We start from the raw sequence: 25,025 nt of genomic DNA, 5'->3' as shown, positions 1-25,025 counted from the left end.
AAATAGGCAAAGACATTGTCTGAGCCTATCTTATCTACTAGAAAGTACCATTAAAATCATCGCAATCAGTAACCAAAAGAAGATCATAACAGCTGTTAAGCGTTGCATCACGGCTTCAAACCCGCGCGCTTTTGATCGTTCAAATAAGTCATTTGAGCTTGCGTCAAAGACGTTGCTCGATTGGTTTTTCGTTGGTTGCATAAAGATTGCAATAATAATCAATACTGATAATACTAGTAAAATAGTTGTTAATGCTCCGCTCATAATTAAAACTCCTTAAAATCTAAACTATTATATCATGAAAATCATTTTGATTCAATATGTAAGATTACTTTTCTTTCCTTGGGACAATACTTCAAGACCTGGATCTTTTCAGGATGGGTTTTGGTATTCTTACTGGTCAAATAATTCTGACTCCCACAGCTGGTGCAGGTCAATTGAACTTTAATTCGCACGTACGTCTCTCACTTTCAAATACTTTCTAAATAAGAACAAGAGGAACATCAAATCGGTAAAAGCCAAAAGGGCTGTACCGTAAAATACCCAATGATAGCCAAAATGCATGAAAATACTCGATCCCATCATTGGCCCTAATACACCACCTAAGTAATAAAAGAGCTGGTTGTAGCTAAAGATCCGAGAAATCCCTTCAGGAGGGGTTAAACGATTTAACAAAGCAGAAACTCCTGGTAGTAGGGCTCCAGTCCCAATCCCAAAGAGGAAGCGTAAAATTCCTAATTGCAGGGGTGTTTGCGCTTGGGCACAAAGGATATAGAGACAGCCACTATAGAGAAGGGCGATTAATAAGAGCCGGTGATTCCCGATTCGGTCTCCGAGTTTTCCCATCCAACCTGAAAAAAGCATACTGGAGACACCCATAGCTGAAACAATCATCCCCGATACAAAGATCAGGTTATCTCTTTGTCCCAAAGCTCGCACATAAAGAGGCAGGATCGGAGAAATAGATTGAGCAATCATTTGAATGGTCATGCTGGTCAAAAAGAGGCCTAAGAGGATATCTTTTTGCTGAATGGACATGAGCAACTGCCAACTGGATTTTTGTTCTTCTTTTGGAAGGGGCTCATACTCTTCCTCAATGCCCCAGAAGGTTAAGAGGGAAACCAAAAATAAGAAGAAGCCAACCAAGAGAAAGACATTGCGCATTCCCAGATTTTCGGCAATGAGTCCCCCAATCAAAGGCCCCATCAAGGTTCCTGCAACGACACCAGTCGACAATGCCCCTAGGGCATAGCCCGATTGATCCTTGGGAACTTGACTAGCAATCAGGGCTGTACTATTTGGGACAAAGCCTGAAAAGACCCCATTGAGCAAGCGCAGGACCAAGAGCCAAAAGACGGAAGGGACAAAGGCAATGCCTCCCATGGTCAGCGTCATGGCAATGGAAGCTCTAAGCATCATGGGTTTTCGACCATAGCGGTCGGCTAAGCTCCCCCAGATGGGGGACATGATCGCAGAGGTTACAGAAGAACTTGCGACGGCAATGCCAGCATAAAAGGGAACAGCCTTGCCCGTAACACCCAACTCTTCCACAAAGAGGGCCATAAAAGGGACGACTAAAGAAAGGCTGGCTCCGATGAAAAAGCACCCGATCCAGGCAATATATAGATTTTTACGCCAATTGATTTCTCTTGTGATAAAATCATCTTCTTTCTAATTGTTTTAGGGCTGCATCTAATTGGGCATAGAGGGCAGCAAGATTGTCATTATTGTCTAGAACCAGATCTGCATGGGCTCTTTTTTCATCTAGTGGCATTTGAGATGCGATGCGTTCCTGGGCCTGCTGTTCCGATAAGTGGTTGCGTTCCATCAGGCGTTTGAGCTGGGTTTCTGTTGATACAGCTACCAACCAGACAGATTCAAACCACTCTTCATAGTGCTGCTCGATTAAGAGAGGAATATCCATAAAAAAGAGATCGGATTGTGCAGCTTGTCTGTCTCTTACCTCAGCTAGAGCCTCACGAATAAGCCTGCCTTGGACGCGATTGGACCAGTCTCTTTCACTAGGGTCTGAAAAGATCCGCTGACCCAAAGCTAGGCGATCCAGCTCTCCTTCTTTGGTAAGGATCTCTTTACCAAAATGATCCACTAGGACACGGTAGAGTTCTCCACCTGGTGCCTGCAAATCATGAACCACTTGATCCGCATCAATGACAGGATACTCTTTTTCTCTCAGATAGGAGGTGACAGTGGACTTTCCTGAAGCAATCCCTCCTGTTAATCCGATGATTCTTGCCATCTAGTTCTCCTTTTGGCAGTGGGGGCAAAAATGGGTTCCGCGTCCTCCCAGCTGGATTTTCTCAATCGGTGTCCCGCAGCGCAAACAAGGCTGGCCTGTTTTCCCATAGATCTGGTGTTCTTCCTGCATGGTGCCATCTTCTCCAAAAGCATTGCTGTAGGAGCGAATGGTGGAGCCACCCTTTTCAACAGCCTGAGCAAGCACGGCAATCGTTTCTTTGCGGATTGCTTTAGCTTCTCTAGCAGTCAAGCTTTGACCCAAACGGGCTGGATGAACCTTGGCTCGATAAAGGACCTCATCCACATAGATATTGCCCAGACCAGCCACTAATTTTTGGTCTAAAAGAGCTGATTTAATGGGTTTCTTTGATTTTTTAAGAGCTACTTGGAAGGCCGGTTCTTTAAAATCCGCTTCTGTCGGCTCTGGACCAATCTTTTTCGCCAAAAAATAGCTGTCGACAAGCACAGGTACTAGGACTTCCATGGTCCCAAACTTGCGGACATCCTCATAGACCAGGGTGCTACCATCTGTAAAATGAAGAAAGACATGGGCATGCTTGCGAAGAGGAACTTCGTCTGGATAAAAGAAATACTTGCCTTCCATCCGCAAATGCGAGATGATGACCAGATCCGTCAGATAAAACAAAAGGTATTTCCCGCGGCGCCCCATGGCCCGAATTTCTTGACCTGGGAGATCTTGTCGAAAAGCATCCAGATCCGTCTGAATCATCTTTGGATACTTTACTTCCACTGACTGGATGGTTTTCCCAAGAATTAATTTCTCAAGACCTCGTCGAACGGTCTCTACTTCTGGTAATTCAGGCATAGCTTCTCCTTCTCTAAAAACAAGAAGCAGGCTTCTGCCCACCTCTTCTTAATATTCTTTTTCGTTGTATCCGAAATCGGCAAGATCCAATTTCTTATCCCGCCAATTTTTCTTGACCTTGACCCATGTTTCTAGGAAGACCTTGTCCCCTAGCATGAGCTCAATATCCTTACGCGCAAGGGTTCCGATCTTCTTAAGCATGGCGCCACCTTTTCCGATGACAATCCCTTTTTGGCTATCGCGCTCGACCATGATGGTTGCACGGATATGGACCTTATCTGTCTCTTCATCCCGCTTCATAGAATCCACTACTACTGCCACAGAGTGAGGAATTTCTTCCCGCGTTAAATGCAAAACCTTTTCACGGATCATTTCAGAGACCAAGAAGCGCTCTGGGTGATCGGTGATTTGATCGGCAGGGAAATATTGGAAACCTTCTTCTAAGTTTTCACTTAAAATATCAATCAAACGCGAAACATTGTTTCCTTGGAGGGCTGAAATCGGCACGATTTCCTTGAAATCCATCTGACTACGGAAGTCATCGATTTGCGCCAAGAGTTGGTCAGGGTGCACCTTGTCGATCTTGTTGACCACCAGAATAACCGGCACCTTAGCAGCCTTGAGACGCTCGATGATCATGTCATCGCCCTTCCCACGTGGTTCATCTGCTGGCACCATAAAGAGAACGGTATCCACTTCTCGAAGGGTGCTATAGGCCGACTCCACCATGAAGTCTCCAAGCGCTGTCTTTGGTTTGTGAATCCCTGGGGTATCGATAAAGACGATCTGTTCCTTATCCGTCGTATAAATCCCCATAATCTTATTGCGCGTTGTCTGCGCTTTGTCACTCATGATGGCAATTTTTTGCCCCATAACGTGGTTCAAAAAAGTTGACTTCCCAACATTGGGACGTCCTAAAATGGCTACAAAACCTGATTTAAATGTCATATTATCCTTTCACGAGGGCATACTCCCTCTTATCCAAATACCAAGGCCCAGAATTTGGGCACAAAAATCACCAGTCCTGTTAGTAGGGCAAAGCCTGATACGACGAGGACTGCTCCAGCTGCCATGTCTTTGGCATTCTTTGCCAACATGGAGAAATGGTAGTTACTAGCTAAATCCACCACATTTTCAATGGCTGAATTCATAATTTCAAACGCAATCACCAAGGTGATGCTGAGCAATAAAAAGAGCCATTCTGTCGCAGAAATCCTAAATACCAAACCAGCAAGAATTGCTACAAGGGCTGATAAGGCATGCTTGCGCATATTGCGCTCTTCTTTGATCGCCGTGAAAATTCCTGTTATCGCAAACTCCAGGCTTGAAGTGAAGTCCCGATTTTTCCATTTTCGCTTATTGTCTTGTGAGTCCATAGGCTGTCAAAATCTCTTCCTGTAAGCCAAACATTTCCTTTTCTTCTTCCGGCGTATAGTGATCATAGCCATTGATATGAAGAAAACCATGCACTGCTAAAAATCCCATTTCGCGCTCAAAGCTGTGGCCATATTCTTCGGCTTGCTCGCGCGCCTTGTCAATTGAAATAAAGAGCTCACCAATATAGGTATCGAATTCAGCCATCATCTCTGCCAATTCTGGATTTTCTGCAAGGTCTTCCTCGTCAAAAGAAATCTCCATCTCTGGCTTGTATTCTAAACTGATGACATCCGTCGGACGATCCGTATCACGGTATTCAAGATTTAGTTCATGACTGCGTTCATTGGTTACAAAAGTCACAGCCATTTCCTTGTCTTCTTTCCCAATTTTTTGAGCAGCAAATTCTAAAATTTCTTGCGTTTGTTTTAAAATTTCGTCAGAGACTTGACCAGTCTCATCTACCATTTCAATATACATCTGGATCACCTCACTATTATCACTTCATTATAGCATAATTTAAAAATAGTTTCTATTAGATATCCATTAGATGTGGTTAGTTGATTTTACTATATTTTGGGTATGGTCGGATATTGCTCAAATAAATAAAAACGTAGTCAATAACGTAGTCATTCGATTGCTGTTAGAACAGAAAAAAACCACTCGGTATGAGTGGTTTTAAAATATAGGATACCTCTCTTAAATTTCGTCTGCGACTACACTAGTCATAATCTGTCCATGCTTGGATTTTTCAGAACATTCGTCAAGCATCTTTATTATTTTTCTTCTCTAATTCTTCCGCAAAATTCGTCAATTTGATAGCATTTTCTAAACTCATTTTTTTGATAGGGGTTTTACCTGTTACCCATCTGCTGATTGTTGTGTCGCCTATCCCAGTAGCCTTTGAAATCTTATAGGCAGTTACAGTTTTTAATAATTTTTGGATTTTGCTCAAATCTGCTTTATTCATTATTTTTTATCTCCTGAATACCAAGCGATAGCGATCGCAATGATTGCTGCAACTAGAATAATTTTCATCTTGATTTTTTTCCCGCTTTCTTATACAATGAAAGGTAAGGAGAGCTTTCGCTCTCTTACCCTTTAGCGATTATCTCTTCCTGCGTCTGCGAAACTTGGGAGCGATTTTCGCTTTTTTATTTTGCTCTTTTAGTACTTGGTACCAAGAGCGACTTTCCTTTGAAATTGCTACTGCAATTCCAATCCCGACCGTGACCCTTGCTAGCCACTCGTCTAGGTTGTCCATTTGTATCACCTCCTTACATTATTAATTATACCGCATTTCAATGCATTAGTCAACCCTTTTTTATATCTTTTTTAAATTTTTTACAGCAAAAAAGCCCTCCCGAAGTGGGAGGGTTAAACTATATTATAAATTTTCTGGCCACGGATCGTCCGTGGTATACGTCATGTTAGTGAATCTGATATCTGTGATATCTTGATCGGTTGGTACTGGATCATCAAACTGTAAGCGAACATGATTCTTATCAGTACTTCCGCCCACATACCACGTGCCGTACCGCTTACCCTTGTCATTCATCATGATTCCGATCTTTGAGCCAGTTGGACGAAAGCCTAATGGGAGCCCACCGATTGGGAGAATCGTAACGTTTCTCTCTTTGTCTGAGCTTTGTGGATAATATCCTTCCGATCCTCTACGTTTGATCCCAAACCAGCCCCATTTTAGCCCACCGAAAGTAATCTCAACGGTAGAGTTAATTCGTCTAAGCTCAATATATGCGTTATCCAAATTTGATTGGATATTGTTAGGTCGTACTGAGCCTGTATCACCGGCTAAAATCGACCATGTCCGCCACCCTGTGCCAGGGCTTTTTTTGATCCACTTGTAAGCGCCGTTCTTAGCTGTGGTATCGACATAAGTTGTACCGATATCAGCCTTTAAATCGTATGGGAAGCCTTCGCCTTTTAGGTCAGTATCATTAGCTTCAACGTTGCGTTTTAACTCCTCAAGGTCGTTTTTAGTCGCAAGCCTGCTCGTTTGGTTTTGGAGACCAGCGAAAGTTGGAAACAAACTGTATGCTTTGTTTAATGACAAAAAGTTTTTTTGACTGTTGTTTAGATTATAAATATCTTTCCCGATTAATTTGATAGTTTCTTTTAATTTATCCATGTGTCACCCCTTAGAGGCTATTTTTTGGCTGTGGTATAAATCTGTACAAAGTCAGTATTTTCTAAGTCAGTGAATTTCTGACCAAGCTCGGTCATTTTAGACACGATCGCACTGTCTGGGTTTTCGCCCGCTTTGATCTTATCAGCGATTTCTTTGAGGGTATCCAATTCTTCTGGTACACCTTCGCCAAGAATAGCAGTTTTCACACCTTGGATCGCTGTATCAAGTTGTTGTTGGGTGATTCCGCCTTGGCCTACTTCTGACTTGTCAGCCTTGGTAGCCAAAGTTGTTTTAATTTCTTTTACGTCAGCACCGACGGCCTGTGCGAATTGTGTTAGTTTTTCTGTGTTTAAAGTCATTTATATGTCCTTTCAAATTTTAGCTAGGTTATATAGTACTGTGAGGTCTGGGAACTCTTCCGTCTGCGGTCCGTTAGGGTGCGCTGAAATATACTTGTCGATTTCTTCTTTGACGTTATTTTTTACAAGGTCCAAGACTTGCTCGCTGGTGTATTCTTCCGCTGACTGAACTACGTCAACCCGGACACTCTGGTCACTTGGAAATACGTATCCAGCACAATCAACCTCGACAAGATAGCTCTCGACCGGTAAGACCTTGGGAATTTTAAACGATACCTTTGAGCCTTGGACGGTCGCACTAAAGGACGCTTTGCCTTTTTTGCTAGTAAAGTAAATTGTAGCTGCCTGTCCGTCAAGGTCAATCGGAACCCAGTTCTCATCATATAATGCAAAACCAAAAAGGGAAGCCGAGTCGCCTTGTTTAACGACCCGACCGCCCTCAAACTGCTTTAAGTTGGTACAGTTTGAGCGATTCATTCAATCACCCCTCTTTACTCATAATAGTTTACTAGATCGTCTTTATCCCAGCACGAAAGCCAGACTGGTCCAAATTGGCCAAATTCAAACCATCGCCAGTAATAGCCACCGTAGTAACCGCCCTTGCCGGTATCTGCGATATGGACTTCATCAAGTTCAAAACTAAAGTACATACCAGCTTTGAAGTCTTTGTCCGCTCCGTCTGGCAAGTTGTTTCCGTCCTTATCAACCCAGTTTACCAAAGAAACAGGAATACCGTTCTCGGTCCAGTCAAAGCCCACGGGCGCGAGATAATCGCACTTGATCTGATAGATACCGTTAACGTATTTGACATCATTCGCTTGATAAAAGGCCTTGTCTTTTGGCTGTACGGTTGTGTTAGCTTGGTTGTTGGTCTGTGGTGCTGTGTCAGCATAACGCCAAACCTCGATATAAGCTGGTTTATTCCAGTTATAGTAATCATTCCACGGGTAAGTGTTGATCGCTTGACCAGTTGCGCCTTGAGTTGAATAATCGCAAGAAATAAAGTATGTATCGTCGATCATGACTCCGACGTGGCCACCAGCACCGCCAGATGAGGACATATCAGCGCCCCAGCTCATAAGGACGATATCGCCCGTTTGAGCGTCCCAAGATTGATTGATACTCACACGATAGAAGCCGTTATTTGCGAGTTGCTGTCCAAGCGTAACCGTTGACGGTAAGCCGATGATCTTGATCCCTGCTTCTTTAAGAGCCTGTGAAATTGAGCCGGAGCAATCAGCCGTGCCGTCTGCTCCGTTACGACTTCCAAGCATGGAATAAGTGAGTAGCCCACGATGATTGATAAACCAGTTGACTGTTAATTGTTGTACACTCATTGTCTATCTCCTATTTTTTCCATTCATCATTCGCTTTTTTAACCGCTGCTTCAATAAAGGTATTGAGTTCTTGATTCGTCAAGTGGATATTTTGAGACTCAAGACCCTCGATCAAGCTCGCTTTAGCGTGCTCTAACTTGTCTGATCCGTGAATATCTAACTTGTCCGCAACTTGCTCTGTAGCGTTAACCGCGTTTTTAGCCAAGATCTCAACGATCTCGATCGCTTTCTTACCACCGCGCATTAGTAAGTATTTCTTGACCGCTTGGACCACGATCCCGGTTAATACAACTAAAATGCTCATTGCTGACGATGTAATAATGCTTGTGATTTGATCCATGTTATTTTTCCTCTCTAATTTCTAGCTCTAAAAAGCGCTCAAAGAGCACTCTTATAGCACCGTTACCGCCTAACTCGACGTAACTTTCATATAGTTTAGACAACTCCTCTAGCTCGTGCTGGTTAGTATACCCACGCTTGAGCGCGTTTTTTAAGTTCTCCTGCAATCGAAAACGTTGAAGCCGTTGTAAGCCTTTCCCGATAATCGTTAAATTCCGTTGGTTATCTTTCCCGATTTCTTCCACGCTTCCTACTGACTTCTCGAGGGTGTCTATCTTATTAGATAGACCCTCAAGACGTTTGTCAGCTTCTTTGGAAGTTTTTGTGCTTTTAAACGAGAAATAACTTGGAATAATCACGACCAATACGGGAGTTAATTTGTCTACTAGTGCCAATAGGTCCAATTTAACCACCCCCTATTATGCTACTAGCTTACTGTACTGGTTGAGTTTCTAAATCAGTATTAGATGATGGTTTAGGTTCAGTCCATTTCCAGACTGCGAGTTTGCCATTCTGTGATAATGATCCCTCAAGATCAGCTACTGTCTCGTTGTTGTAAGTAAAATCTTGATTTACTTGGACAAGAACGCGTTGACCCTCTCCATATTTAGGAGTATAAGCTGGATTAGTGACCGTAAAGATTTCATACGGCTTGTAAGTCTTGCCAGCTTGTCCAGCTTCAACCAACTCCAATCCACGCGCATAAAGTGTTGGATCAAGTGGGCTTTCTGTGTTGGTTACTGCTGCCAAAACTGCCCAATCTGCTACCGACTTAACTTCTGAGATTTTAGTATCTTTCTCAGCCAGTTTAGCTTCGTACTCTTGCGCTTGAGTATGTAGGTCCTCTTGCAATTTCTTAACACCATCGGCTGGGTTTAATTCAGTCGCAACTTGACCAAGTACAGCTTGAATCAGTACTTCGTCTGATTCGCTGGTACGGTCACCGATCAATACACGGTCAAAAGCCGTATATGGTGCGTCTTGTCGAATTGCTACAAATGTTTTATCAGCTTCTTGCAAATATTTATTAACTACTTTAAATGTCATATTTTAGTTTTCCTTTTCTAATTTTTCTGCGATTTCGTCGAATAGCTCTTTAAGAGCTTCATCTGCTTCTAGTACGTTGTTAATTCGTGCTAGTTGTTCTTGTGCTTCTTCGTATAGCGCCTTGTAATTAGCGCACTCAATAACTTTATTCGCAAGTTGGATTGCGACATCGTTGATAATTCTGTCTGTCGTGTGCATTATTCACCTCTTATTTAAATCCGTATCCGTTTAAAATTTCTTGGATGTGGTTTTTAATCGCTTTATCTGTGACCATCCCATATCTCATCATCGTACCGAAGCAACCCAGTAAGTCCCAGAGATAAGTTCCAACATCTTTGCCGTTTGCAAGAATGACCTTACGAGAATAAACCGCTTCTAAAAAGAAGTCACCTCGTCCAATGTAATGCTTAACGCCATTCTCGTTCATTGGGAGCAGGTATGTCTGCTTGCCATTGATGTTATTATGAAAGTTCCACGGACTACGGTTTGGTCCGTTATTATAAATAAGTACACGGTCGCCAATAAATTCTGTAAGGCTTTCTGTCGTTCCATTGCCCTTTCCAGACCACAACCGAATACCAGCAAAACTAGCGTTATCGTGTGCTTCTGGGGTTTTTTTGTTGTGGTTTGTACCAAAAATCATCAATGCTGCGTTGCTGTCTCTGAAATGTTCAGCAACAAACCCACTCTTTTTGAGCGATATAAATTGAGACGAGTTCGTGTCATCAATCCGTCTGATTGTAGCTTCATTGCTCAAAACGTTATACTGGCTATTCTGCAAGTCAATATTCATTTTGCCATTTAAGGCCTCGACTCGACCACCTCGAACGGTCATACCAGTTAGCGTACCAGCTAGTACATTACTTGCATTAACGTTAATCACATTAATCTGGCTAGCGTCAATCGTGCCAGCGGTTAGTTTATCGGCAGATAGGTTTGCTATCATACCGTCCTTGATAACTGCATTATCAATCTTGGTCTGACCAGTGATGTGTGTTAATCGTCCGTCTATTCGGTTGGTGCCATTAGCGAGGACGTTGATTGAGTTGAGTACATCACCATTGCCATTGAGATTACGTACTGCCCATGATCCTTCTAGCTGTGTGACTTGCGTCTGTGTAGCAATGCCTTGCATAGCTGCACTGTCTACAAACTTGTTTGGTGGCCTATCCCCACGAACAAGAGATACCTTACCGATGGCAACTTGACCATTCTTCATTAACCAAAATTCCAGCGGGAATTCTCTCGAGTTAGTCGTCGTCTTATTGACCGTCATAGTACCTGTGATAATTTGTATACCAGTTTTATCAAAGTATACTCGGTCAGACGCAAGTCCACCATCTGCTGACCATAATTCGATACCAAGGGGAGCATCTGGCAGTACATCTACCCATGCTTCAAAACGATAACTGATTTTTTCGCCCTGGGTAAACGTTGATGTGTTAAGTGGTAACGCAAAACCATGGTAAACACTGTTAGTTTTATTAGAATTGGTAATTCTCAATAATTTCGTTGAGGCTGTAACTTCAACGACATTGGCTTCAGATTGCTTCTTCTTCCATTTACTTAAATTGGTAGGGTCGTAAACTAAGTTGAAATCATCTGTAACGTACTTGCCGACTTCTGTTTGAAATATCTCGCTAGACATAACCAAACGTGATAGCTTATCGGGTGCGTCTGTTTCGGACGTGCCGATGATACGCTCATAGAGTTTGTTAGATTCGGTTAGCTTGTTAAATTCTACAGTTTGCCTTTGGATTGCAGATTCTGTATTGTCAGCTTTATTTCGTAAATCAGCTAGACCAGTATTGGTACTTCTTTCAAATCCGTCAAAAACTTGTTTTGATATAAAATCAGTTTTGACATTCTGCAAGATTTTATTATAAATAACCCCGCTATCTGTCTGATAAAGGCTTTCTGTGACTTTACGATTTAAGTCTGGACTGTTTAAAATCAGCGTTTTTATCTGCTCTGACAGCTTCCCAGCATCTGGAATTGTACCAGCTTTTACTAGTGCTTCTTGCGCTTTCGCATTGACTTTCTCAATTTCAAGATTGGTTGACTGTCTAGCTTGCTCTAACTGCTTATCAACCTCTTTCTTGATCTTATCAACATCTTCGGTATCAATGCGCTTCTCCCACATTGAACCATTCCAGACGTACATACGGTCATAGATACCGTTCTTCTCAAACCAGATGTCACCGATCTTGTGTTCTTTGTCGTCTGGGTGGTTATACCAGACTTTATTCCCTTGAGCGTTTAGAAGATAGCCTGGCAAACTATTCTCAAAATCTTGTTGAGCCTTAGCAATATCATCAACTTTCCCAGCTAGACCGCTCTGCATAGTCGATCTAACATTTGTACCGATATCACCAAACTCCACGCTTTCATTTCGCTCGTTGACAAAGTCGTAAGTGATCGTAGTTACTTTTGCAGTTTCATCCGTTAACCCAATCTGTGGATAGTAGATAGGGATGATGTCACACAATTCCAGCTCTTCGATCCAGCCATTATCAGCATAGTCTAGCGTTTTAGCTAAATCAGCATACTCAATTTTGATATTGATTTTAGGCTTACCGATAGCGTTCTTATTCATGTAGTCCGTAGCAAGTTTTCGCAACTTATCAGCGGTTGGAATGTTTTTCTTCTTGCTGTCCGTGCTAAATTCGCTTGAAAAGTCTACGACTTTAATTCTACGATGAGCGTATAATGACTTGTATTTACTATCTATGTAATTCTCTGGGATCGTTACGGTTACTGGGTCTGGTTGACTATCACTAGTATCACCCGCTGGTTTTTCAGGGGTATAAGTCGCAAATGGCAACACGCTAGTATATGCACTCTCAATCGTTTCGTCCAATTCAGCAGATAGGATATTACGACCATATTCCAGCACCGTTGGAGCAGTACGTCCAAGCTGTTTGTGCAGTCTGATAGTCATATTATCAAACTCATACTCACCGCCGTACAGATCGAGAATAGAGCCTTCTACACCACCCAATGCCAAACGGGCATTTTCCATCTTCGAGATATCAAACATACCCTTATTAGAGGTCTGAATATCAGACCAGACGTCAAAGGTCAGATCACCGATCAGAGCGCCTTTCCAGATAGCTAGTGCGTTATATGCTGTCCCAGAGAATGCCGTAGCATTTCTCAGCACCATGTATTCCAGCTTGTGGCTGATATGTTGACCGTAAATTTTAACAATGTTACTGCTATCTTTTACGATTCGCGAGATTTCAAAGGTTTGGTTCTTCGTCCTTAAACCTGCATCGGCCTTGAGTTTCATTTCTTTCTCAAGACTTGCTACCATTGGATCGTTCACAGGAATCTCAGCATATAGCGTATAATTCCCGTTGCGTTCACGGGTTACAGTCCCTTTAGTTACGTTAAGTTCACCGAGACCGTATGTATCAAATGACTGCTCATTCTTGTTAAATAGTATAGGCCTCATAGCTTAACCCCCCAGTTTGGAATCATTGTGATAGTAAAATTGCCGTCCCAACTTATCAAATTACGACCGTAATCAAGGTAAGGCATCTGGAATTGTGGAGATCGAACAACTTTATCCCAGGCTTGCAAATTACCAGAGTATACCTGGTTTGCTTGCATATCCAGAGTGATCTTATTCTGTACAGCCTTTAATTTGGTCTTGCGTCCGTTAATCGTAAGTGTACAGTCACCAGATCCGACAAGAGTGATGATCGGTTTTGCGTTGACATTTCCGAGTCCATTGATCGCAACTCCATTTGTCAGGGTTTGAGTAGTACGGCCTTGCTTATAAAATTTGACTGGATAGGTCAAAAAGTTTAGCTTGACTTTACCAAACTGCTTCATAAGGCTAGACACTTCAAAAGTCTCGATAAATGCTGACCGGTAGATAAAATCTGGGTCCCAGGATAGGGTCAAATCTTTATAGCCGTCAACGTTTAGCCAATTGCTGATGTCGCTTTCTGCGTCCGTTAGCTTACGGTTTGAAAGGACGGTACAAGGCAACTCGATAGTCACCGATTTAAGACGGTTCTTTGAGATCAATAGATCGCCATCGCGACCAGGGACCGCTACTGTTTCCACATCACTCCCAGTCGAACTGATAATATAGTCGCTGGTCACTCGTAGACCGTGAGTAGTGCTACTAACACCATTAAAAGTAAAACTTCCCATTATGCCATTCTACCTCCTTCCAAATTCGTATAGTAAGCAAGCTCACGCAAGAGCCTGCGCATGTTTTCGGGGCTAAAGAAATTATCATTAGCTGTACCGTTTGCGTTGAGTGTATAGTTGTTTGTGACGTTTGAGTTTGAGATTCCACCGCCTGCATAGCCAAACCGTGAAGCTAGTGTGTCAGTCAGACCACTAACAAGATCACCACGACCTGGTAAGTTAAAGCCAAAGCCGTCCGTGTATTTTTTACCGGATTCTACTGTCTTGTTTGCGAGGTCAGTCATTGAGTCGTCTACATAGTAGCCGTACTTTTCGATACCTACTGCCATACCCTCTGGAATGGCGCGACCGACTTGATCTCTAAATACTTTAGATGGTGAGTTGATCCGCAAAGTAGACCGAGCTGAAGACACTGCACTTAATGCGATACTGGACGCTGCACCTATAACCGCATGGGCCATAGAAGCGATACCACTGGCCATACCTTCACCAATAGCAGTACCTGCATTAAAGCCACCGTCGTACCCGCCAGACATACCATTGTGAGCTGAGGATTTAAGGTTGCTTGACGCGCTAAACACTGCGTTGTTGTGACTTGCTACACCGCTAGTAACACCAGATCCAAATTGTGAACCGGCACGTTGTCCGTCGTTGCCTAGCGAATCAACCGATGCATTAACACTCTGTTTTAGTGCATTAGATGCACCAGTAGCTACTCCTCTTGAAAAATCGATACCAGAGCCAATACCAGAGCCAAACTGTGAACCATATTGCTGGCCGTCTGCTGAAAACGAAATAAATTTAGAAGAAATAGCTTGGTTTAATGATAATGCAGCACCAACCGCGACATGCTGACCTCCGTCGATACCACTTGCTATGCCAGAGCTAAAATCCGACCCTTTGACTTGACCATCTGTGGACATGCCCGCAACCGAAACTACTGCACTGTTTCTTAAACTGTTGGCAGCTTCCTGCACCACACCAACACCGCCCGCAACCCCAGCTCCGACACCAGAACTGAGTTCAGCACCTTTGACCTGACCATCTCCAAAGAGGGAAGCTAAAGCACCTATAGACGCGTTTCTAAGGCCATCTACTGCTACTTCTGCCGATGCTTGGTTCTCTGTGATACCTTGAGCATATTGACCACTTACTTGCGAACCGCTATACTTAGCTTCTGTTGGTAAGTTGTTAAATGCCTGCTTAGATGCCTCTGTGACTTCGGACGCTGCCTGTTGGACGTCGCCTTTACCTGAGCGAATACCGTCACTTACTTTTTGAGGGATTTCACGGGCTTTAACTTCAAAGCCCGCATCTGCTAGTGCCTTCCTAAACTCATCACCGATAGCCGTTACCATGCTCTCGATTTCGGGCGGTAACTCTTGGCCAGTAGCACGAATACCACGGAGGAAGCCTTCTTTAGCTTTATCTCCCGCCTCGGTCCATTTACCGTTGAGTCGTCCTAGTTGCTCATCGGACGCATCTACAAGAGCCTGCGTTTGATTGGCCATTTTAGGACCAGACTTGCGCATTTGTTCGATAAGACCTTGGTCAAGCCCGCGTTTAGCTAGTATTTCAAGGTTCTGTGACCACTTATCAACCGCGTCGATGTTCTTCTGCAGGTTGGCGGTCATTTGATCTGCAGATAAGGCTGTCTGTTGCTCGATAGCTTGGAATGCGTTTTGAACTTCACCTTTGAGATTAGCAAACTCTTGTTGCATCATCTCTACAGCTTTTTTCTGCTCCTCGTTCATGGTCGTCAAGTTATAGATTATACGACCAGACGCATCTTCTGTAGACTTGGCCTTGGCTTCGTTATTCTTAACAATAGTATTTGTTAATTCGTTATCGGACTCCTCGGTTTTCTTGATGTCGTCCTGTAACTTCTTAACTTCTTCATTGTATTTCTTCTTAACCCCAGTTTTCGCAATATCGCGAATATTAGAGTTAATAAACCCGTCGCCTTCTACTTTATCGGTTTCTTTGATAAGATCCTGGTACTTCTTCTCAAGTTCCTTCATCTTATCCTTGATTTCAAGGCGCTTCTTGGCATTTTCTACCATTTTCTGGTTAGCAGCCTCAATCTCAGCCGATGCCTTAGCAATCTCAATCTGCTTACGGATCGCGTCCGTGGTCATGTTGATTGTGCCGGTCGCCTTGTCGTACTGGATATTCAAGCCCTCAATACGTGAATTAAGGGTTTCTGCTGCTGACGCAAGTTCTTTCTTCTGGCTAGCGGTTTTATTCTCTACCGCGTTCAGTTCGTCAATCTTCTTGACTAATCGCTCATTATCCTCGGCTGTAGCCTGAATTTCATTTCTGCGGTCTTTATAGGCTTCATTGCCTTTATCCACACTATCGTGTAGATCATCGAGGGAGCGTTTAAACTCTTCATTCTTGGCCTTGGCTTCCTTGGACGCTTCGCTTTCTTGCGTCAACCACGACACCAGGCCAGCAATAGCACCGACAACCAGGAATACTCCGCCAGAAGATAAGGAGGCCAAAGCCCCAGCAAGTCCGGTAGTAGCTCCTGTTGCTACAAGCGAGGTACTGGTTAGAGATACCAGGGAAGTGATAAGCGTACCAATTAGGCTACCGATACCCTTGATAATTGACAGACCAAGCATCGCTCCCTTAAAGAGCAATACTGCTGATACGACACCAGTAAATACAGCGATAAGCGGGTCTAAAATAGGTTTGAGAAAGCCCAATACACTCACTAGTGATTTAACGACTGGTGTAGCACCGCGGATAACACTGATAATAACTTTAAAGGTATCATTTACAGCTCCTTTAATACTATCAAGGTTCTGAGCAATGCTCTTACCAGTAACTGCCTTACTCATCTTGTCAAACTCAGCAATTACGTTTGCGATCCCTTTTGCTACCGCGTTCACGATGTTACCGAAAGAAGTCTTAATACCCTCTGAGTTTTTCTTGGCCATCTCGGCAAAACCGTTCGTGCCTTTGTTCAGTTCAATCAGACGTTTACTAAAATCATCAAACGTGATCTTTCCGTCTCGTAAGGCTTCATAAAAGTCTTTCTGGGCCGATGCACCAGCAAAGCCAAAGGACTCGGCTGTCTTTTGCAAAGCGTAAGGCATGGTTTCTTGTAAGGTTTTCCAGCTTTGCATATCAACCTTACCAGCAGATAACATCTGGCTGTATTGTTGCAAACCACGCGCTGCATCTTCCGTCGATGCACCAGACGCTAGAAAGGCATTATTTAATGCCAGAGTGAGCTTGGTAGACTTCTTCAAGTCCCCAGTCATTGAGGTTAGTTTTTGAGTTGTAGCTACGACTGTATCAAGCGTAGTTGGTAAACCCTCAATACCATCGGCAAGTAGCTTGGTAGATGATGCTACATCTTTTGATGAGTGCCCTAGCGACTTCATCACTTTCGGGAACCGTTGCAAGGTATCGAAGCGGTCAATAGCTTTGTCCATTGACTGGCTTACAAGGTTCATCGCAGAGCTTACAGCTTTAAAGGCTACCGCACCGGCTGAGAAGTTTTTGATTGCGTCTTTGATTTTTTCAAAGCCTTTAGCACCTTGACCGGCTTTATCTCCGCCAGCCTTGGCATCTTCACCAGCCTTTTTAAAACCAGCACCGCCTCCTTTGGCTTCCTCGCCAGAGGCTTTCACTTTGTGCCCGGCTTGTTTAAAGCCTTCACCGCCAGAGCTAGCCTCATTGCTTGCTGACTTGATTTTATTTGATGCCTGTTTAAAACCCTCGCCAGACCGTTGGGCAAGATCAGAGCTTTCTTTTACTTTCTCCCCGGCTTGTTTAAATCCATTTCCGGATCGTCCAGCTAGTTCTGAGCTTTCCTTGATCTTTTCACCAGCCCGTTTAAAACCACTGCCAGACCTGGAAGCAACTTCTGAGCTTTCCTTGATTTTTTCACCAGCACGGCGAAAGCCGTTACTTGATGTCTCGGATAGCTTCGCACCCTCGGCCATACGGTCACCGGCACGCTTGAAACCTTGCCCAGCTCTTAGAGCCTTATCACCAGTAGCCTGGATACCATCTCCGGCACTTTTGACTCCCTGGCCCGATCTTCGAGCTTCGGACTCTAAACGCTTCAAGGCATTTGACAACTCTGTCAGTTTCTTGCCGTTAACCTGGACGTCAATTACAATTTTTCCATCTGCCATTATTCATCTCCCTCCTTTCCGTCTAATCTATATTTGTTTTGTAACCGGCGCATTTTGGCCTTGTACTCGCTACTATCGTTCTTCGAGGGTTTCCAAGACCGTATCTCCACTAATTGAGATACAGCCGTTCCCTCTGGCATACCGTTCAATAGCGCGATAAATTCGGGCCATGTTAGCCGGCCTTGTGCTTCAAAGAGGTTGATATTATACGCTTGCACGAAGCTCGCGTAAATTTCCTGGGCGTCTACTTCAAAATCAATCAAACGGACATCATTTTCTTCGTCCTTGGCTATCGGCATAGGGTTCCCGTTCCGGTCATAAACCACGCGCTCTTTTTTAGTTTTTAAAAAATGCTCGTCGATATATTCCCACACCGCTACTATGTCCTCTGGATTGTCCAAGGCTTCGTCCGTCATCATTAAAACCGCTGTACGCATCTTCTCAAGATTGTTCATGACTTCATTGTCAAACATCTCAAAGACATCTAGCACCAGATCAAAGGAACAGTCCACTTCATAGGCGCGCCCGTTTAATTCAAAGGAGTTTTGTATTGGCTCATTTAATTTCATGAGCAGTCCCCCTTGTTATTTTTTGCTGGTCTTTTTTGTCTTTTTGGCTTTTGCTTTTTTAACAAAGGACTCAGCAACCGCACCAGATGCCTTAGCCCGTTCTTGGCCTAAACGTTCGATTTCAGCTCCCAGCATTGTATCAACCTCATCAAATGCATGATCCAAAGCGTCAAGGTCTGGATAACGTTCATAGAGTTTAGCAAAGGTACCGTCACCGAATAACACATCATATTTAATCTCCGTCATTTTTTTCTGCATATCAAAGGCTTCGTCAATGACTTGCTTGTTAATGACTCCTTCTTTAAGATCGTCAAACTCTCCATTATTTGAGCGTTCAATCAGCTCTAACTGGTATTTGTTAAAGCGTTCTGCGATATCTTCTTGGAGCGTTGCAAGACGCGAGATATTTTCTAGTGATGTATCAAATTGTAGTTCGATTTCTCCGATATTGATCGGGATAAAGTTGCGTTTTAATTCGATTGAAATAGACATGATTTCCTCCTTTTATGCACAAAAAAGAGCGCTACCTAAACAGATAGCGCCCAATAATTCGATTAGACGACTGCTGAAATTTTTGGAAGTGAATTATACGAGATTTTGCAAGAAAATTCTTCGTATTCTGCAGCAGCGCCCGAACCAGCTTTGATATCAGATACGGTAGCGATTCCGACTGCTTGGTTCTTGCCATCAGCATCTACGATCTTATGCCATACAAGTCGTTCATTGCCGAGTTTGTATTTAAGACCAGCGATGTGCTTCATGGCTGGGTCTTCCTTGTCGTAAGTGCCTTTGAAAGTGTAAGAGCCTTTAACAGATGTAACCGTAGTCTCTTCTGTACCGTCTCCGTCATAGTAAGCTACAGAAGTTGTAGCCTCGTCTGTATCATCTGCGATTTCTTCGATCCATTTTGCAAGTTCCAAATAAGTAGATTTTTCCGGCTCTACTTTTGGATCAGTTACAGGAGCGATGAAATGCCCACGTAGGGCGTTTTTATAACGTGCCATATATTAATTAATTCCTTTCTTTTGCGGTTGGAAAACCGTAATGTTTGCTTGAATATCTTGTAAATAGATGTAGTAGCCTTGTTCGTCTCTTTCATTCAGAAACGGCATTGCCACTTCTAAATTTTCGAACGCATACGATCCGTTAGCGCTTGGAATGTCTACGAATAAATCCGATAAGGCCTCGTTAACTGCCCATAGACAGGTATTAGCCTTTTCGTGATCTTTTGTCTTAACTGCGATTTCAAACGGCAGCGATACGTCTCTAGCCTCGTCCATATAGATTTTATTGATCTTTCCACCAGCTAGTGGATAAACCACAAGGCTTTCGTCCTCGTCTAAATAATCCATACGGGACGTAATAGGGAGATCAAGCGAATTGATAAAAGCATTAAGTCTTTCTAAAAAATCATTTTTAGCGATCATAGTCCTAATGCCTCCCTTCCTTTATCTGCCCATTTATCGCCATACATTCCTTTGGCTTTCAAGTCCCACCGTGGACCTGTACCAGGAGTGGTATACTTGCTAAACTTAAAGCTACGATGCTTGTTGTAGGACGATCCGTAAAACTGCGCCCTGGCATAGACTGTGTTATATACAATCTGATTGCCAGATACATGGCCAGAGCCTCGAAGATCACCGCCACGGAGAGGTACGAACCTTTCCATGTCCAACATTGCTTGGTTAGCAATAGCATACTCAGCGACTTTCTTTGCATTTGGACCAAACTTCTTATTAATCCGTCCTAAATCGACATTGATACTAATCCCCATTAGATCACCTCGATTTCATAAGTAAGTATTCGCTTATTAATCGGATGCCTATTAGGAGTGATCTTAACAATGATGTACTCTTGACCATCTACGATCAATTTCCCATCAATATAAGAGCGATCAATTTCAAAATTGCAGTAGTCTGTGTCGATATACAAAACCCCAGCGAATTGGTCCGTGCGGTTCTTGCTCTTACCAGACTTCTGTGATTGTACGTGAGCGGTACTTTCGTCAAAACGGCAAGGATCAATGTATAGATCACCACCAAATGTTTCTTTTCCCCACTCGTCGATACCAACACGCTTTTTAATGATTGCTGTATCAACTAACATTCGCTTATCGATCATAGTCCACCCCGCTATAGCCAAAACCAGCCACTTTGAGCCAGTTTTCAGCATCAAGAGAGAGATTATACTGCGAACCCTTTGAAACGCTCTGAGAGCCACTCTGATAGCTTACTGTGGTTCGTCCAACAGTCACGCTAGATAGAGATTGTTTCTCTTCTGCTGTAGCAATTCCAGAGCGATCTAAGTAGTAAATCTGATAAGCGATAGCGTTCTTTACTGCTTCTTTGCGTAGTTTAAAATCACTTTCGAAGTCTTTGTAAGCATAGAAATTATGAATGTACAGGTTTACAGTCATTTCTGCGCGTTTGTACAATTCATCGTATTTATCCGTTTCGTCAAAACCTAATTTAAGATATTCTGGATAGGTTAAGTATTCCATATTCTCACCTCTTCTATAAAAAAGAGGTTGGATTATGCCTCAACCTCTTCCGTTTCTGTAGTTTCTGTTTCTGCTTTCTTCTTGCGACTGCGTTTTGGTTTCTGTTCACCAGCTTCTGTAACTTCGATCAGTACAGTTTCACCAGGGAATACATCTGCCAATTTATTGATTAGGTCTTTAGCTGTCGCGTCATCAAGCTCCACGACGTCACTTTCTAATACAGTGATGTCAAGATCTTGAAAGAAAACATTTTTTGTTGTTTTAAAAAGCGCCAATAGCTACCCCCTTTTAAACGACTGTACCAGTTACCTTAACAATCGCTTTTTTATTATCTTCAAGCGCGTATGTACCACCTTTAGCAGCGGCTTGCAATTTAACACCGTCGAAGTCTTCTGCCTCAACTGTACGAGCAGTAGAGATACCTACAAATGGAATGATAGTTCCATCTGGTACAAAGTAAGCGACATCGCCAGATTCAAAGTATTGTTCTGGTGTTTCTACAAGGGCAAAGCCTTTGTATTTGGCAAGACCATTTTCGTCAATGGATACGCTTGATCCTTTAGCAGAAGTGTTTGCAGTCATGTCTACGATTGCGTTGAACAATTCAGTGCGTAGATACAATGTAACAGGAGCGATCACTTCGTTGTTGCTGTAGTATGCTTTGATCTTGTTAACCAAAGTACGTACAGTAGCTTCCTGCATATCAGTAAGTGCTTCTGTTTTTCCTGCAGCAGTTGACAAGAATTTACCGATACGTTTGTTCATTCCGCGAGTTTGAGCTTCTGCATTCAATTTCAAACGATCAGCTACTGCAGCTTCAACGTTGTTGTTGACTGTGTAGCGGTCAATACCTTCATGGATTGCAAGTGTGTAGTCGTAAGGTACATCTGTGTTAGTGTATTTGATTTCTTTCAATTCACCAAAACGAGATTTACCAGCACCAGTTCCAAAACCACCATCGTTAGCATCTGTTGAGTATTCACCCATAACGACAGGAGTTCCGTTGGTTTTTACTGAGAAAGCAGTAGTGTTTTCTTGCACACCGTCCAAAATTTGGATAGGAGACAAGGCATTAATAAATGCTGCATTCACTCCGAATACAGTAGCGAGCATATCACGATATTGTTTCTCGTAGCGAGCAGCAGCTAGGTTGTTATTTGGCATAGATTATGTTCCTTTCTTATTTTTTCTTGCCATAAGAGGCGATAATAGCCTCGAAAGGATCAACCTTACCGTCTTCTTTAACCGTTGGTGTACCACCGACTGAGAAGCTGGGTTTTGGTTCTTCCTTTGGTTCTTCGGGTACATTCCCGAATTGTGGATATTTTGCAAGGACTTCTGCGATTGCATCATTAATTGTCACATCGTCAGTCACCTTGCTTTGAGCCAGTGCAATGACATCATCGACAGCATCAGAACGTACACCCAGCGTAAGAGCTGCATATTTTGCAGTCAATTGTTGGTTTTCTAAACGCATCGCTTCAAGTTGTTTTTCTTTATCAGCGATTGCCTCGGATTGTTTCTCTGCTTCTGTCTTCTGTGAGTCTTTCCACTCCCTCAACTGTTCGAAACCTTCTTTAGCACTCTTAACATCTTCAAATCCCAGGCTTTTAAAGATCTTCTCCTGTGCTTTCTTGGCTTCTTTGGCTACCAATCCATTTACTTCCTCTTGTGTAAATGTCTTGGCTTCCTCTTTTGCAACTTCGGCTGTTGCCACCTCTCCAGCATTGACAGGCTGGTCTGTTGTTTGGATTTCTTCGGACATTATTTGCCCCTCCTAAATTGTGATCTTCCATTCTTTAGCGACTGTGGATAAAGTCGAAAGCGCCCAGCGGGTAACGATCCCGCAAGAGGTAAGAAACAAGGAGGAAACAACCTCTTATCCAGAAATGAGCGCAAAATAAAAACCGCATGATTTTCCATACGGTTTTTGCAAAAATTAAATAGCAGTCTATTCCTGCTAGTCAAGATGACGGATCACCTCCTGTTTTCAAGGCATAATAAAAGCGCCTAGATTGTTCTAAGCGCTATAGTTTACTAACTGTTTTGCTTTGTTGTAGTAAGGTGTTAGGAAATTGATAAATCCTTGCTTATCACTTGGGTCATGTTCCTCTAAGAACATCATCAGCTCAAAATCATTGAGAGCGTCAAACATTTCAGGGTTTTCATTGTCCCAAAACTCAGCAAAATCTTCATCTTCTCCAAAAAGAGAGTTAAACTTAAAGGAAAAATCCCAAAAATTATCAATCCGCCCACTGACTGCTTGTTCTAGCATATCTAATACTTGTTGACTGTATTTCATAATGGTTTAAATCCTTTCAGTTTTTTACGTTTCATCATAGTTACTACAACGTCTGTATCAGGCTCAGTGATGTAGAGGATACCATTATAATATCTTGCAAATCTGCCGTTCTTCTCTGATACATAATTAGGCGGCAGAGAAAAGGCTGCCTTTACCGCTTCATAATTATAGGCAAACGTGCCGTCTTTGCGCCTCATACGTTCTATGTAGCGTGCTATTGCATGGTTTCCAAACGTTATGCCATCATTTTTGAAATTGAAGTAAGCCTCCACTGCCTGCTGTTTCTGCTTGTCAGGCAGTTTCTCTTGAATGCCCCCTTTGAAATAATTGACAATCCTATTATCATACCTCAAAGACTCTTTCTCAGAGCGTTTTAGAGCCTTGAAATCACTATAAGATTTAGGTGCTTTATTTCCTAAATTTTGTAGTATTTCAGAATACTCTTTTTTAGAATGTTTGTCAATAGATTTGTATAATTTTTTAACCGTATCATTATTACGGTAATACTTCTCTCTCGCATAATCACGATGAAGGAACGGCTTATCTTTTAAGAAATCACGCAAAGCGCCTTGCTGAGTGCGTATCTTACTCTTATACTTATCTATAAGATCCTTATCACCCAACTTATTAGCAATGTGTAGTTTTTCTTTACTATCTCTTATAGACCGCTCTAATGCCCTTTGCTTAGCCTGTGCGTTAGCGTTTTTAATCGCATCTTCTGGTGTGATGTTTTTAACATCATCGCCTAAATCTGGCATATCGTTAATGCCAATAACAAAAGGTGTCAGATAATGTCCGCAGTTAATGCCAAGACATCCTGCCGGTGTACCATAGCCATAATCTGCTAGCGACAGAACACTATAGCCACCCTCTTCCCTCGCTTCACCATGCGTTACAATATGGTGTTGTAAAGGAGCGCAAGCCTCTCTAGCAGTTGCTTTCTTTGAGTAGTAAAAGGTATCTATCCCCAGCTCGTCCGCTGGTTGTGTGCGCATCTGACGGTATACCCTACGTGTTGTAGTCTTAACAACGGTACGTGCGTAGTTATCAATGCGCCAATTCTTACCGCCTCGGTCTTTAAAACCTCGAAAGCCAACTTCCTGCCATTTCATGACAGTTTCAGCAATTGCTTTGTCCGGTGTAGCAACACCAGTTGCAACTTTAGCAACTGTTTCCTTGGCGATGTTACGATAAACCTCGTTAACAACATTTGGCAACGTTGTATTGATTAGATTATCAATATCACCACTTGCTTGCTCTAAATAGGCTTCTAGTTGTTTCTGTACATGGCTTGTATCAAAGTGGGGGTCTTTATTCAGATCCTCCAATAGTTGGCTCTTGGTGTCCGTGTATATCTTTAGGCCTTCACCCTCAATGACATTTCTTAGTTGCTCTTCTGAGATATCTGTATATTTAGATATCACTTTAAGATTGTGTTCATTGAGTGCGTGCATCTGATTGAGTTTCTCTAGTTGCCAGATGTAAGGATTGTCTGTAAGCGATGTCGTGCCACGCTCTAGCAATCTATCCACCATCTGCTCAAAGAGTTCGACAGTTAACTTATGATAGAGGTCAGCAAGACGGCTCGATCCAAGTTCTAACTGTTCGTCATTAAATTGTATCGGCAGCCTCTTGCTCATTCCTTA

General features: G+C 42.9%; 33 protein-coding genes. All 33 read right to left on the bottom strand.

Annotated elements, in window-relative coordinates:
• Positions 1 to 30 precede the first annotated feature (30 nt).
• The 33 genes from secG to SM121_RS04780 all read right to left on the bottom strand — a co-directional run bounded on the left by secG (position 31) and on the right by SM121_RS04780 (position 25,019).
• Positions 31 to 264, bottom strand: a complete 234-nt coding sequence (gene secG / locus SM121_RS04940; protein WP_003005710.1) for a preprotein translocase subunit SecG — start codon at positions 262 to 264, stop codon at positions 31 to 33.
• A 41-nt stretch (positions 265 to 305) separates the two neighbouring features.
• Positions 306 to 455 carry a 50S ribosomal protein L33 gene (rpmG, locus tag SM121_RS04935; RefSeq protein ID WP_003013480.1) on the bottom strand — a complete coding sequence of 50 codons (150 nt, stop codon included), beginning with the start codon at positions 453 to 455 and terminating at the stop codon, positions 306 to 308.
• A complete protein-coding gene (locus tag SM121_RS04930; RefSeq protein WP_320911320.1) occupies positions 445 to 1,644 on the bottom strand; it encodes a multidrug efflux MFS transporter in 1,200 nt (399 codons plus the stop codon). The genes rpmG and SM121_RS04930 overlap by 11 nt, the downstream gene beginning before the upstream one ends.
• Before the next feature lie 16 nt (positions 1,645 to 1,660).
• On the bottom strand, positions 1,661 to 2,257 hold the full coding sequence (gene coaE, locus SM121_RS04925; protein WP_320910518.1) for a dephospho-CoA kinase: 597 nt from the start codon (positions 2,255 to 2,257) through the stop codon (positions 1,661 to 1,663).
• Positions 2,258 to 3,082: a DNA-formamidopyrimidine glycosylase gene (gene mutM / locus SM121_RS04920; protein ID WP_320910517.1), complete on the bottom strand. Its 825-nt coding sequence runs from the start codon at positions 3,080 to 3,082 to the stop codon at positions 2,258 to 2,260. It lies immediately after the preceding gene.
• A gap of 48 nt (positions 3,083 to 3,130) precedes the next feature.
• Complete coding sequence (gene era, locus SM121_RS04915) at positions 3,131 to 4,030, bottom strand: GTPase Era (RefSeq protein WP_003004993.1); 900 nt, start codon at positions 4,028 to 4,030, stop codon at positions 3,131 to 3,133.
• Between the two features lie 29 nt (positions 4,031 to 4,059).
• The gene (locus SM121_RS04910) at positions 4,060 to 4,458 is read right to left on the bottom strand and encodes a diacylglycerol kinase family protein (protein WP_003008202.1); all 399 of its coding nucleotides are present in this window, start codon (positions 4,456 to 4,458) and stop codon (positions 4,060 to 4,062) included.
• On the bottom strand, positions 4,439 to 4,936 hold the full coding sequence (ybeY, locus tag SM121_RS04905) for an rRNA maturation RNase YbeY (RefSeq protein WP_003005431.1): 498 nt from the start codon (positions 4,934 to 4,936) through the stop codon (positions 4,439 to 4,441). Before ybeY ends, SM121_RS04910 begins: the two co-directional genes overlap by 20 nt.
• 283 nt (positions 4,937 to 5,219) lie before the next feature.
• The gene (locus SM121_RS04900; protein WP_320910516.1) at positions 5,220 to 5,426 is read right to left on the bottom strand and encodes a hypothetical protein; all 207 of its coding nucleotides are present in this window, start codon (positions 5,424 to 5,426) and stop codon (positions 5,220 to 5,222) included.
• A 138-nt stretch (positions 5,427 to 5,564) separates the two neighbouring features.
• On the bottom strand, positions 5,565 to 5,720 hold the full coding sequence (locus SM121_RS04895; RefSeq protein WP_320910515.1) for a hypothetical protein: 156 nt from the start codon (positions 5,718 to 5,720) through the stop codon (positions 5,565 to 5,567).
• Positions 5,721 to 5,843: 123 nt separating this feature from the next.
• Entirely contained in the window at positions 5,844 to 6,605 is a 762-nt protein-coding gene (locus SM121_RS04890; protein ID WP_320910514.1) for a hypothetical protein, read from the bottom strand.
• Between the two features lie 17 nt (positions 6,606 to 6,622).
• Positions 6,623 to 6,964 carry a hypothetical protein gene (locus SM121_RS04885; protein WP_320910513.1) on the bottom strand — a complete coding sequence of 114 codons (342 nt, stop codon included), beginning with the start codon at positions 6,962 to 6,964 and terminating at the stop codon, positions 6,623 to 6,625.
• 12 nt (positions 6,965 to 6,976) lie between these two features.
• Positions 6,977 to 7,441, bottom strand: coding sequence for a hypothetical protein (locus SM121_RS04880; RefSeq protein ID WP_320910512.1), 465 nt, complete (start codon positions 7,439 to 7,441; stop codon positions 6,977 to 6,979).
• A 14-nt stretch (positions 7,442 to 7,455) separates the two neighbouring features.
• Positions 7,456 to 8,301 carry a lytic exoenzyme target recognition domain-containing protein gene (locus SM121_RS04875; protein WP_320910511.1) on the bottom strand — a complete coding sequence of 282 codons (846 nt, stop codon included), beginning with the start codon at positions 8,299 to 8,301 and terminating at the stop codon, positions 7,456 to 7,458.
• A gap of 10 nt (positions 8,302 to 8,311) precedes the next feature.
• Positions 8,312 to 8,641 carry a phage holin gene (locus SM121_RS04870; RefSeq protein WP_320910510.1) on the bottom strand — a complete coding sequence of 110 codons (330 nt, stop codon included), beginning with the start codon at positions 8,639 to 8,641 and terminating at the stop codon, positions 8,312 to 8,314.
• A 1-nt stretch (position 8,642) separates the two neighbouring features.
• Positions 8,643 to 9,053 carry a hypothetical protein gene (locus tag SM121_RS04865; protein ID WP_320910509.1) on the bottom strand — a complete coding sequence of 137 codons (411 nt, stop codon included), beginning with the start codon at positions 9,051 to 9,053 and terminating at the stop codon, positions 8,643 to 8,645.
• A 19-nt stretch (positions 9,054 to 9,072) separates the two neighbouring features.
• Positions 9,073 to 9,687, bottom strand: coding sequence for a hypothetical protein (locus tag SM121_RS04860; protein ID WP_320910508.1), 615 nt, complete (start codon positions 9,685 to 9,687; stop codon positions 9,073 to 9,075).
• A 3-nt stretch (positions 9,688 to 9,690) separates the two neighbouring features.
• Positions 9,691 to 9,885, bottom strand: a complete 195-nt coding sequence (locus SM121_RS04855) for a hypothetical protein (RefSeq protein WP_320910507.1) — start codon at positions 9,883 to 9,885, stop codon at positions 9,691 to 9,693.
• A 10-nt stretch (positions 9,886 to 9,895) separates the two neighbouring features.
• Positions 9,896 to 13,144 carry a phage tail spike protein gene (locus tag SM121_RS04850; protein ID WP_320910506.1) on the bottom strand — a complete coding sequence of 1,083 codons (3,249 nt, stop codon included), beginning with the start codon at positions 13,142 to 13,144 and terminating at the stop codon, positions 9,896 to 9,898.
• Positions 13,141 to 13,854 carry a distal tail protein Dit gene (locus tag SM121_RS04845; protein ID WP_320910505.1) on the bottom strand — a complete coding sequence of 238 codons (714 nt, stop codon included), beginning with the start codon at positions 13,852 to 13,854 and terminating at the stop codon, positions 13,141 to 13,143. Before SM121_RS04845 ends, SM121_RS04850 begins: the two co-directional genes overlap by 4 nt.
• Positions 13,854 to 18,008: a tape measure protein gene (locus SM121_RS04840; protein WP_320910504.1), complete on the bottom strand. Its 4,155-nt coding sequence runs from the start codon at positions 18,006 to 18,008 to the stop codon at positions 13,854 to 13,856. Before SM121_RS04840 ends, SM121_RS04845 begins: the two co-directional genes overlap by 1 nt.
• Positions 18,008 to 18,577: a Gp15 family bacteriophage protein gene (locus SM121_RS04835; protein ID WP_320910503.1), complete on the bottom strand. Its 570-nt coding sequence runs from the start codon at positions 18,575 to 18,577 to the stop codon at positions 18,008 to 18,010. Before SM121_RS04835 ends, SM121_RS04840 begins: the two co-directional genes overlap by 1 nt.
• A 15-nt stretch (positions 18,578 to 18,592) precedes the next feature.
• Positions 18,593 to 19,069, bottom strand: coding sequence for a hypothetical protein (locus tag SM121_RS04830; RefSeq protein ID WP_320910502.1), 477 nt, complete (start codon positions 19,067 to 19,069; stop codon positions 18,593 to 18,595).
• Positions 19,070 to 19,131: 62 nt separating this feature from the next.
• Positions 19,132 to 19,581 carry a phage tail tube protein gene (locus SM121_RS04825; protein ID WP_320910501.1) on the bottom strand — a complete coding sequence of 150 codons (450 nt, stop codon included), beginning with the start codon at positions 19,579 to 19,581 and terminating at the stop codon, positions 19,132 to 19,134.
• Positions 19,582 to 19,584: 3 nt separating this feature from the next.
• Entirely contained in the window at positions 19,585 to 20,004 is a 420-nt protein-coding gene (locus SM121_RS04820) for a minor capsid protein (RefSeq protein ID WP_320910500.1), read from the bottom strand.
• The gene (locus SM121_RS04815) at positions 20,001 to 20,351 is read right to left on the bottom strand and encodes a minor capsid protein (RefSeq protein ID WP_320911299.1); all 351 of its coding nucleotides are present in this window, start codon (positions 20,349 to 20,351) and stop codon (positions 20,001 to 20,003) included. The genes SM121_RS04820 and SM121_RS04815 overlap by 4 nt, the downstream gene beginning before the upstream one ends.
• Complete coding sequence (locus SM121_RS04810) at positions 20,351 to 20,698, bottom strand: putative minor capsid protein (RefSeq protein ID WP_320911298.1); 348 nt, start codon at positions 20,696 to 20,698, stop codon at positions 20,351 to 20,353. The genes SM121_RS04815 and SM121_RS04810 overlap by 1 nt, the downstream gene beginning before the upstream one ends.
• Positions 20,688 to 21,077 (bottom strand): hypothetical protein, encoded by a 390-nt coding sequence (locus tag SM121_RS04805; RefSeq protein WP_320911297.1) that lies wholly within the window; start codon positions 21,075 to 21,077, stop codon positions 20,688 to 20,690. Before SM121_RS04805 ends, SM121_RS04810 begins: the two co-directional genes overlap by 11 nt.
• 32 nt (positions 21,078 to 21,109) lie before the next feature.
• Positions 21,110 to 21,352 carry a hypothetical protein gene (locus SM121_RS04800; protein WP_320911296.1) on the bottom strand — a complete coding sequence of 81 codons (243 nt, stop codon included), beginning with the start codon at positions 21,350 to 21,352 and terminating at the stop codon, positions 21,110 to 21,112.
• Positions 21,353 to 21,365: 13 nt separating this feature from the next.
• Entirely contained in the window at positions 21,366 to 22,241 is an 876-nt protein-coding gene (locus tag SM121_RS04795; protein ID WP_320911295.1) for a phage capsid protein, read from the bottom strand.
• 16 nt (positions 22,242 to 22,257) lie between these two features.
• The gene (locus SM121_RS04790) at positions 22,258 to 22,842 is read right to left on the bottom strand and encodes a hypothetical protein (protein ID WP_320911294.1); all 585 of its coding nucleotides are present in this window, start codon (positions 22,840 to 22,842) and stop codon (positions 22,258 to 22,260) included.
• A 255-nt stretch (positions 22,843 to 23,097) separates the two neighbouring features.
• Positions 23,098 to 23,379 (bottom strand): hypothetical protein, encoded by a 282-nt coding sequence (locus SM121_RS04785; RefSeq protein ID WP_320911293.1) that lies wholly within the window; start codon positions 23,377 to 23,379, stop codon positions 23,098 to 23,100.
• Entirely contained in the window at positions 23,376 to 25,019 is a 1,644-nt protein-coding gene (locus SM121_RS04780; protein WP_320911292.1) for a phage minor capsid protein, read from the bottom strand. The genes SM121_RS04785 and SM121_RS04780 overlap by 4 nt, the downstream gene beginning before the upstream one ends.
• Positions 25,020 to 25,025 lie beyond the last annotated feature (6 nt).

The sequence above is a fragment of the Streptococcus sp. S1 genome (genome assembly GCF_034137685.1).
In the GTDB taxonomy this organism is placed as follows: Bacteria; Bacillota; Bacilli; order Lactobacillales; family Streptococcaceae; genus Streptococcus; species Streptococcus dentalis.
Note: the sequence above shows the minus strand (reverse complement) of the source record. Positions and strands in the feature narration are given on the sequence as shown.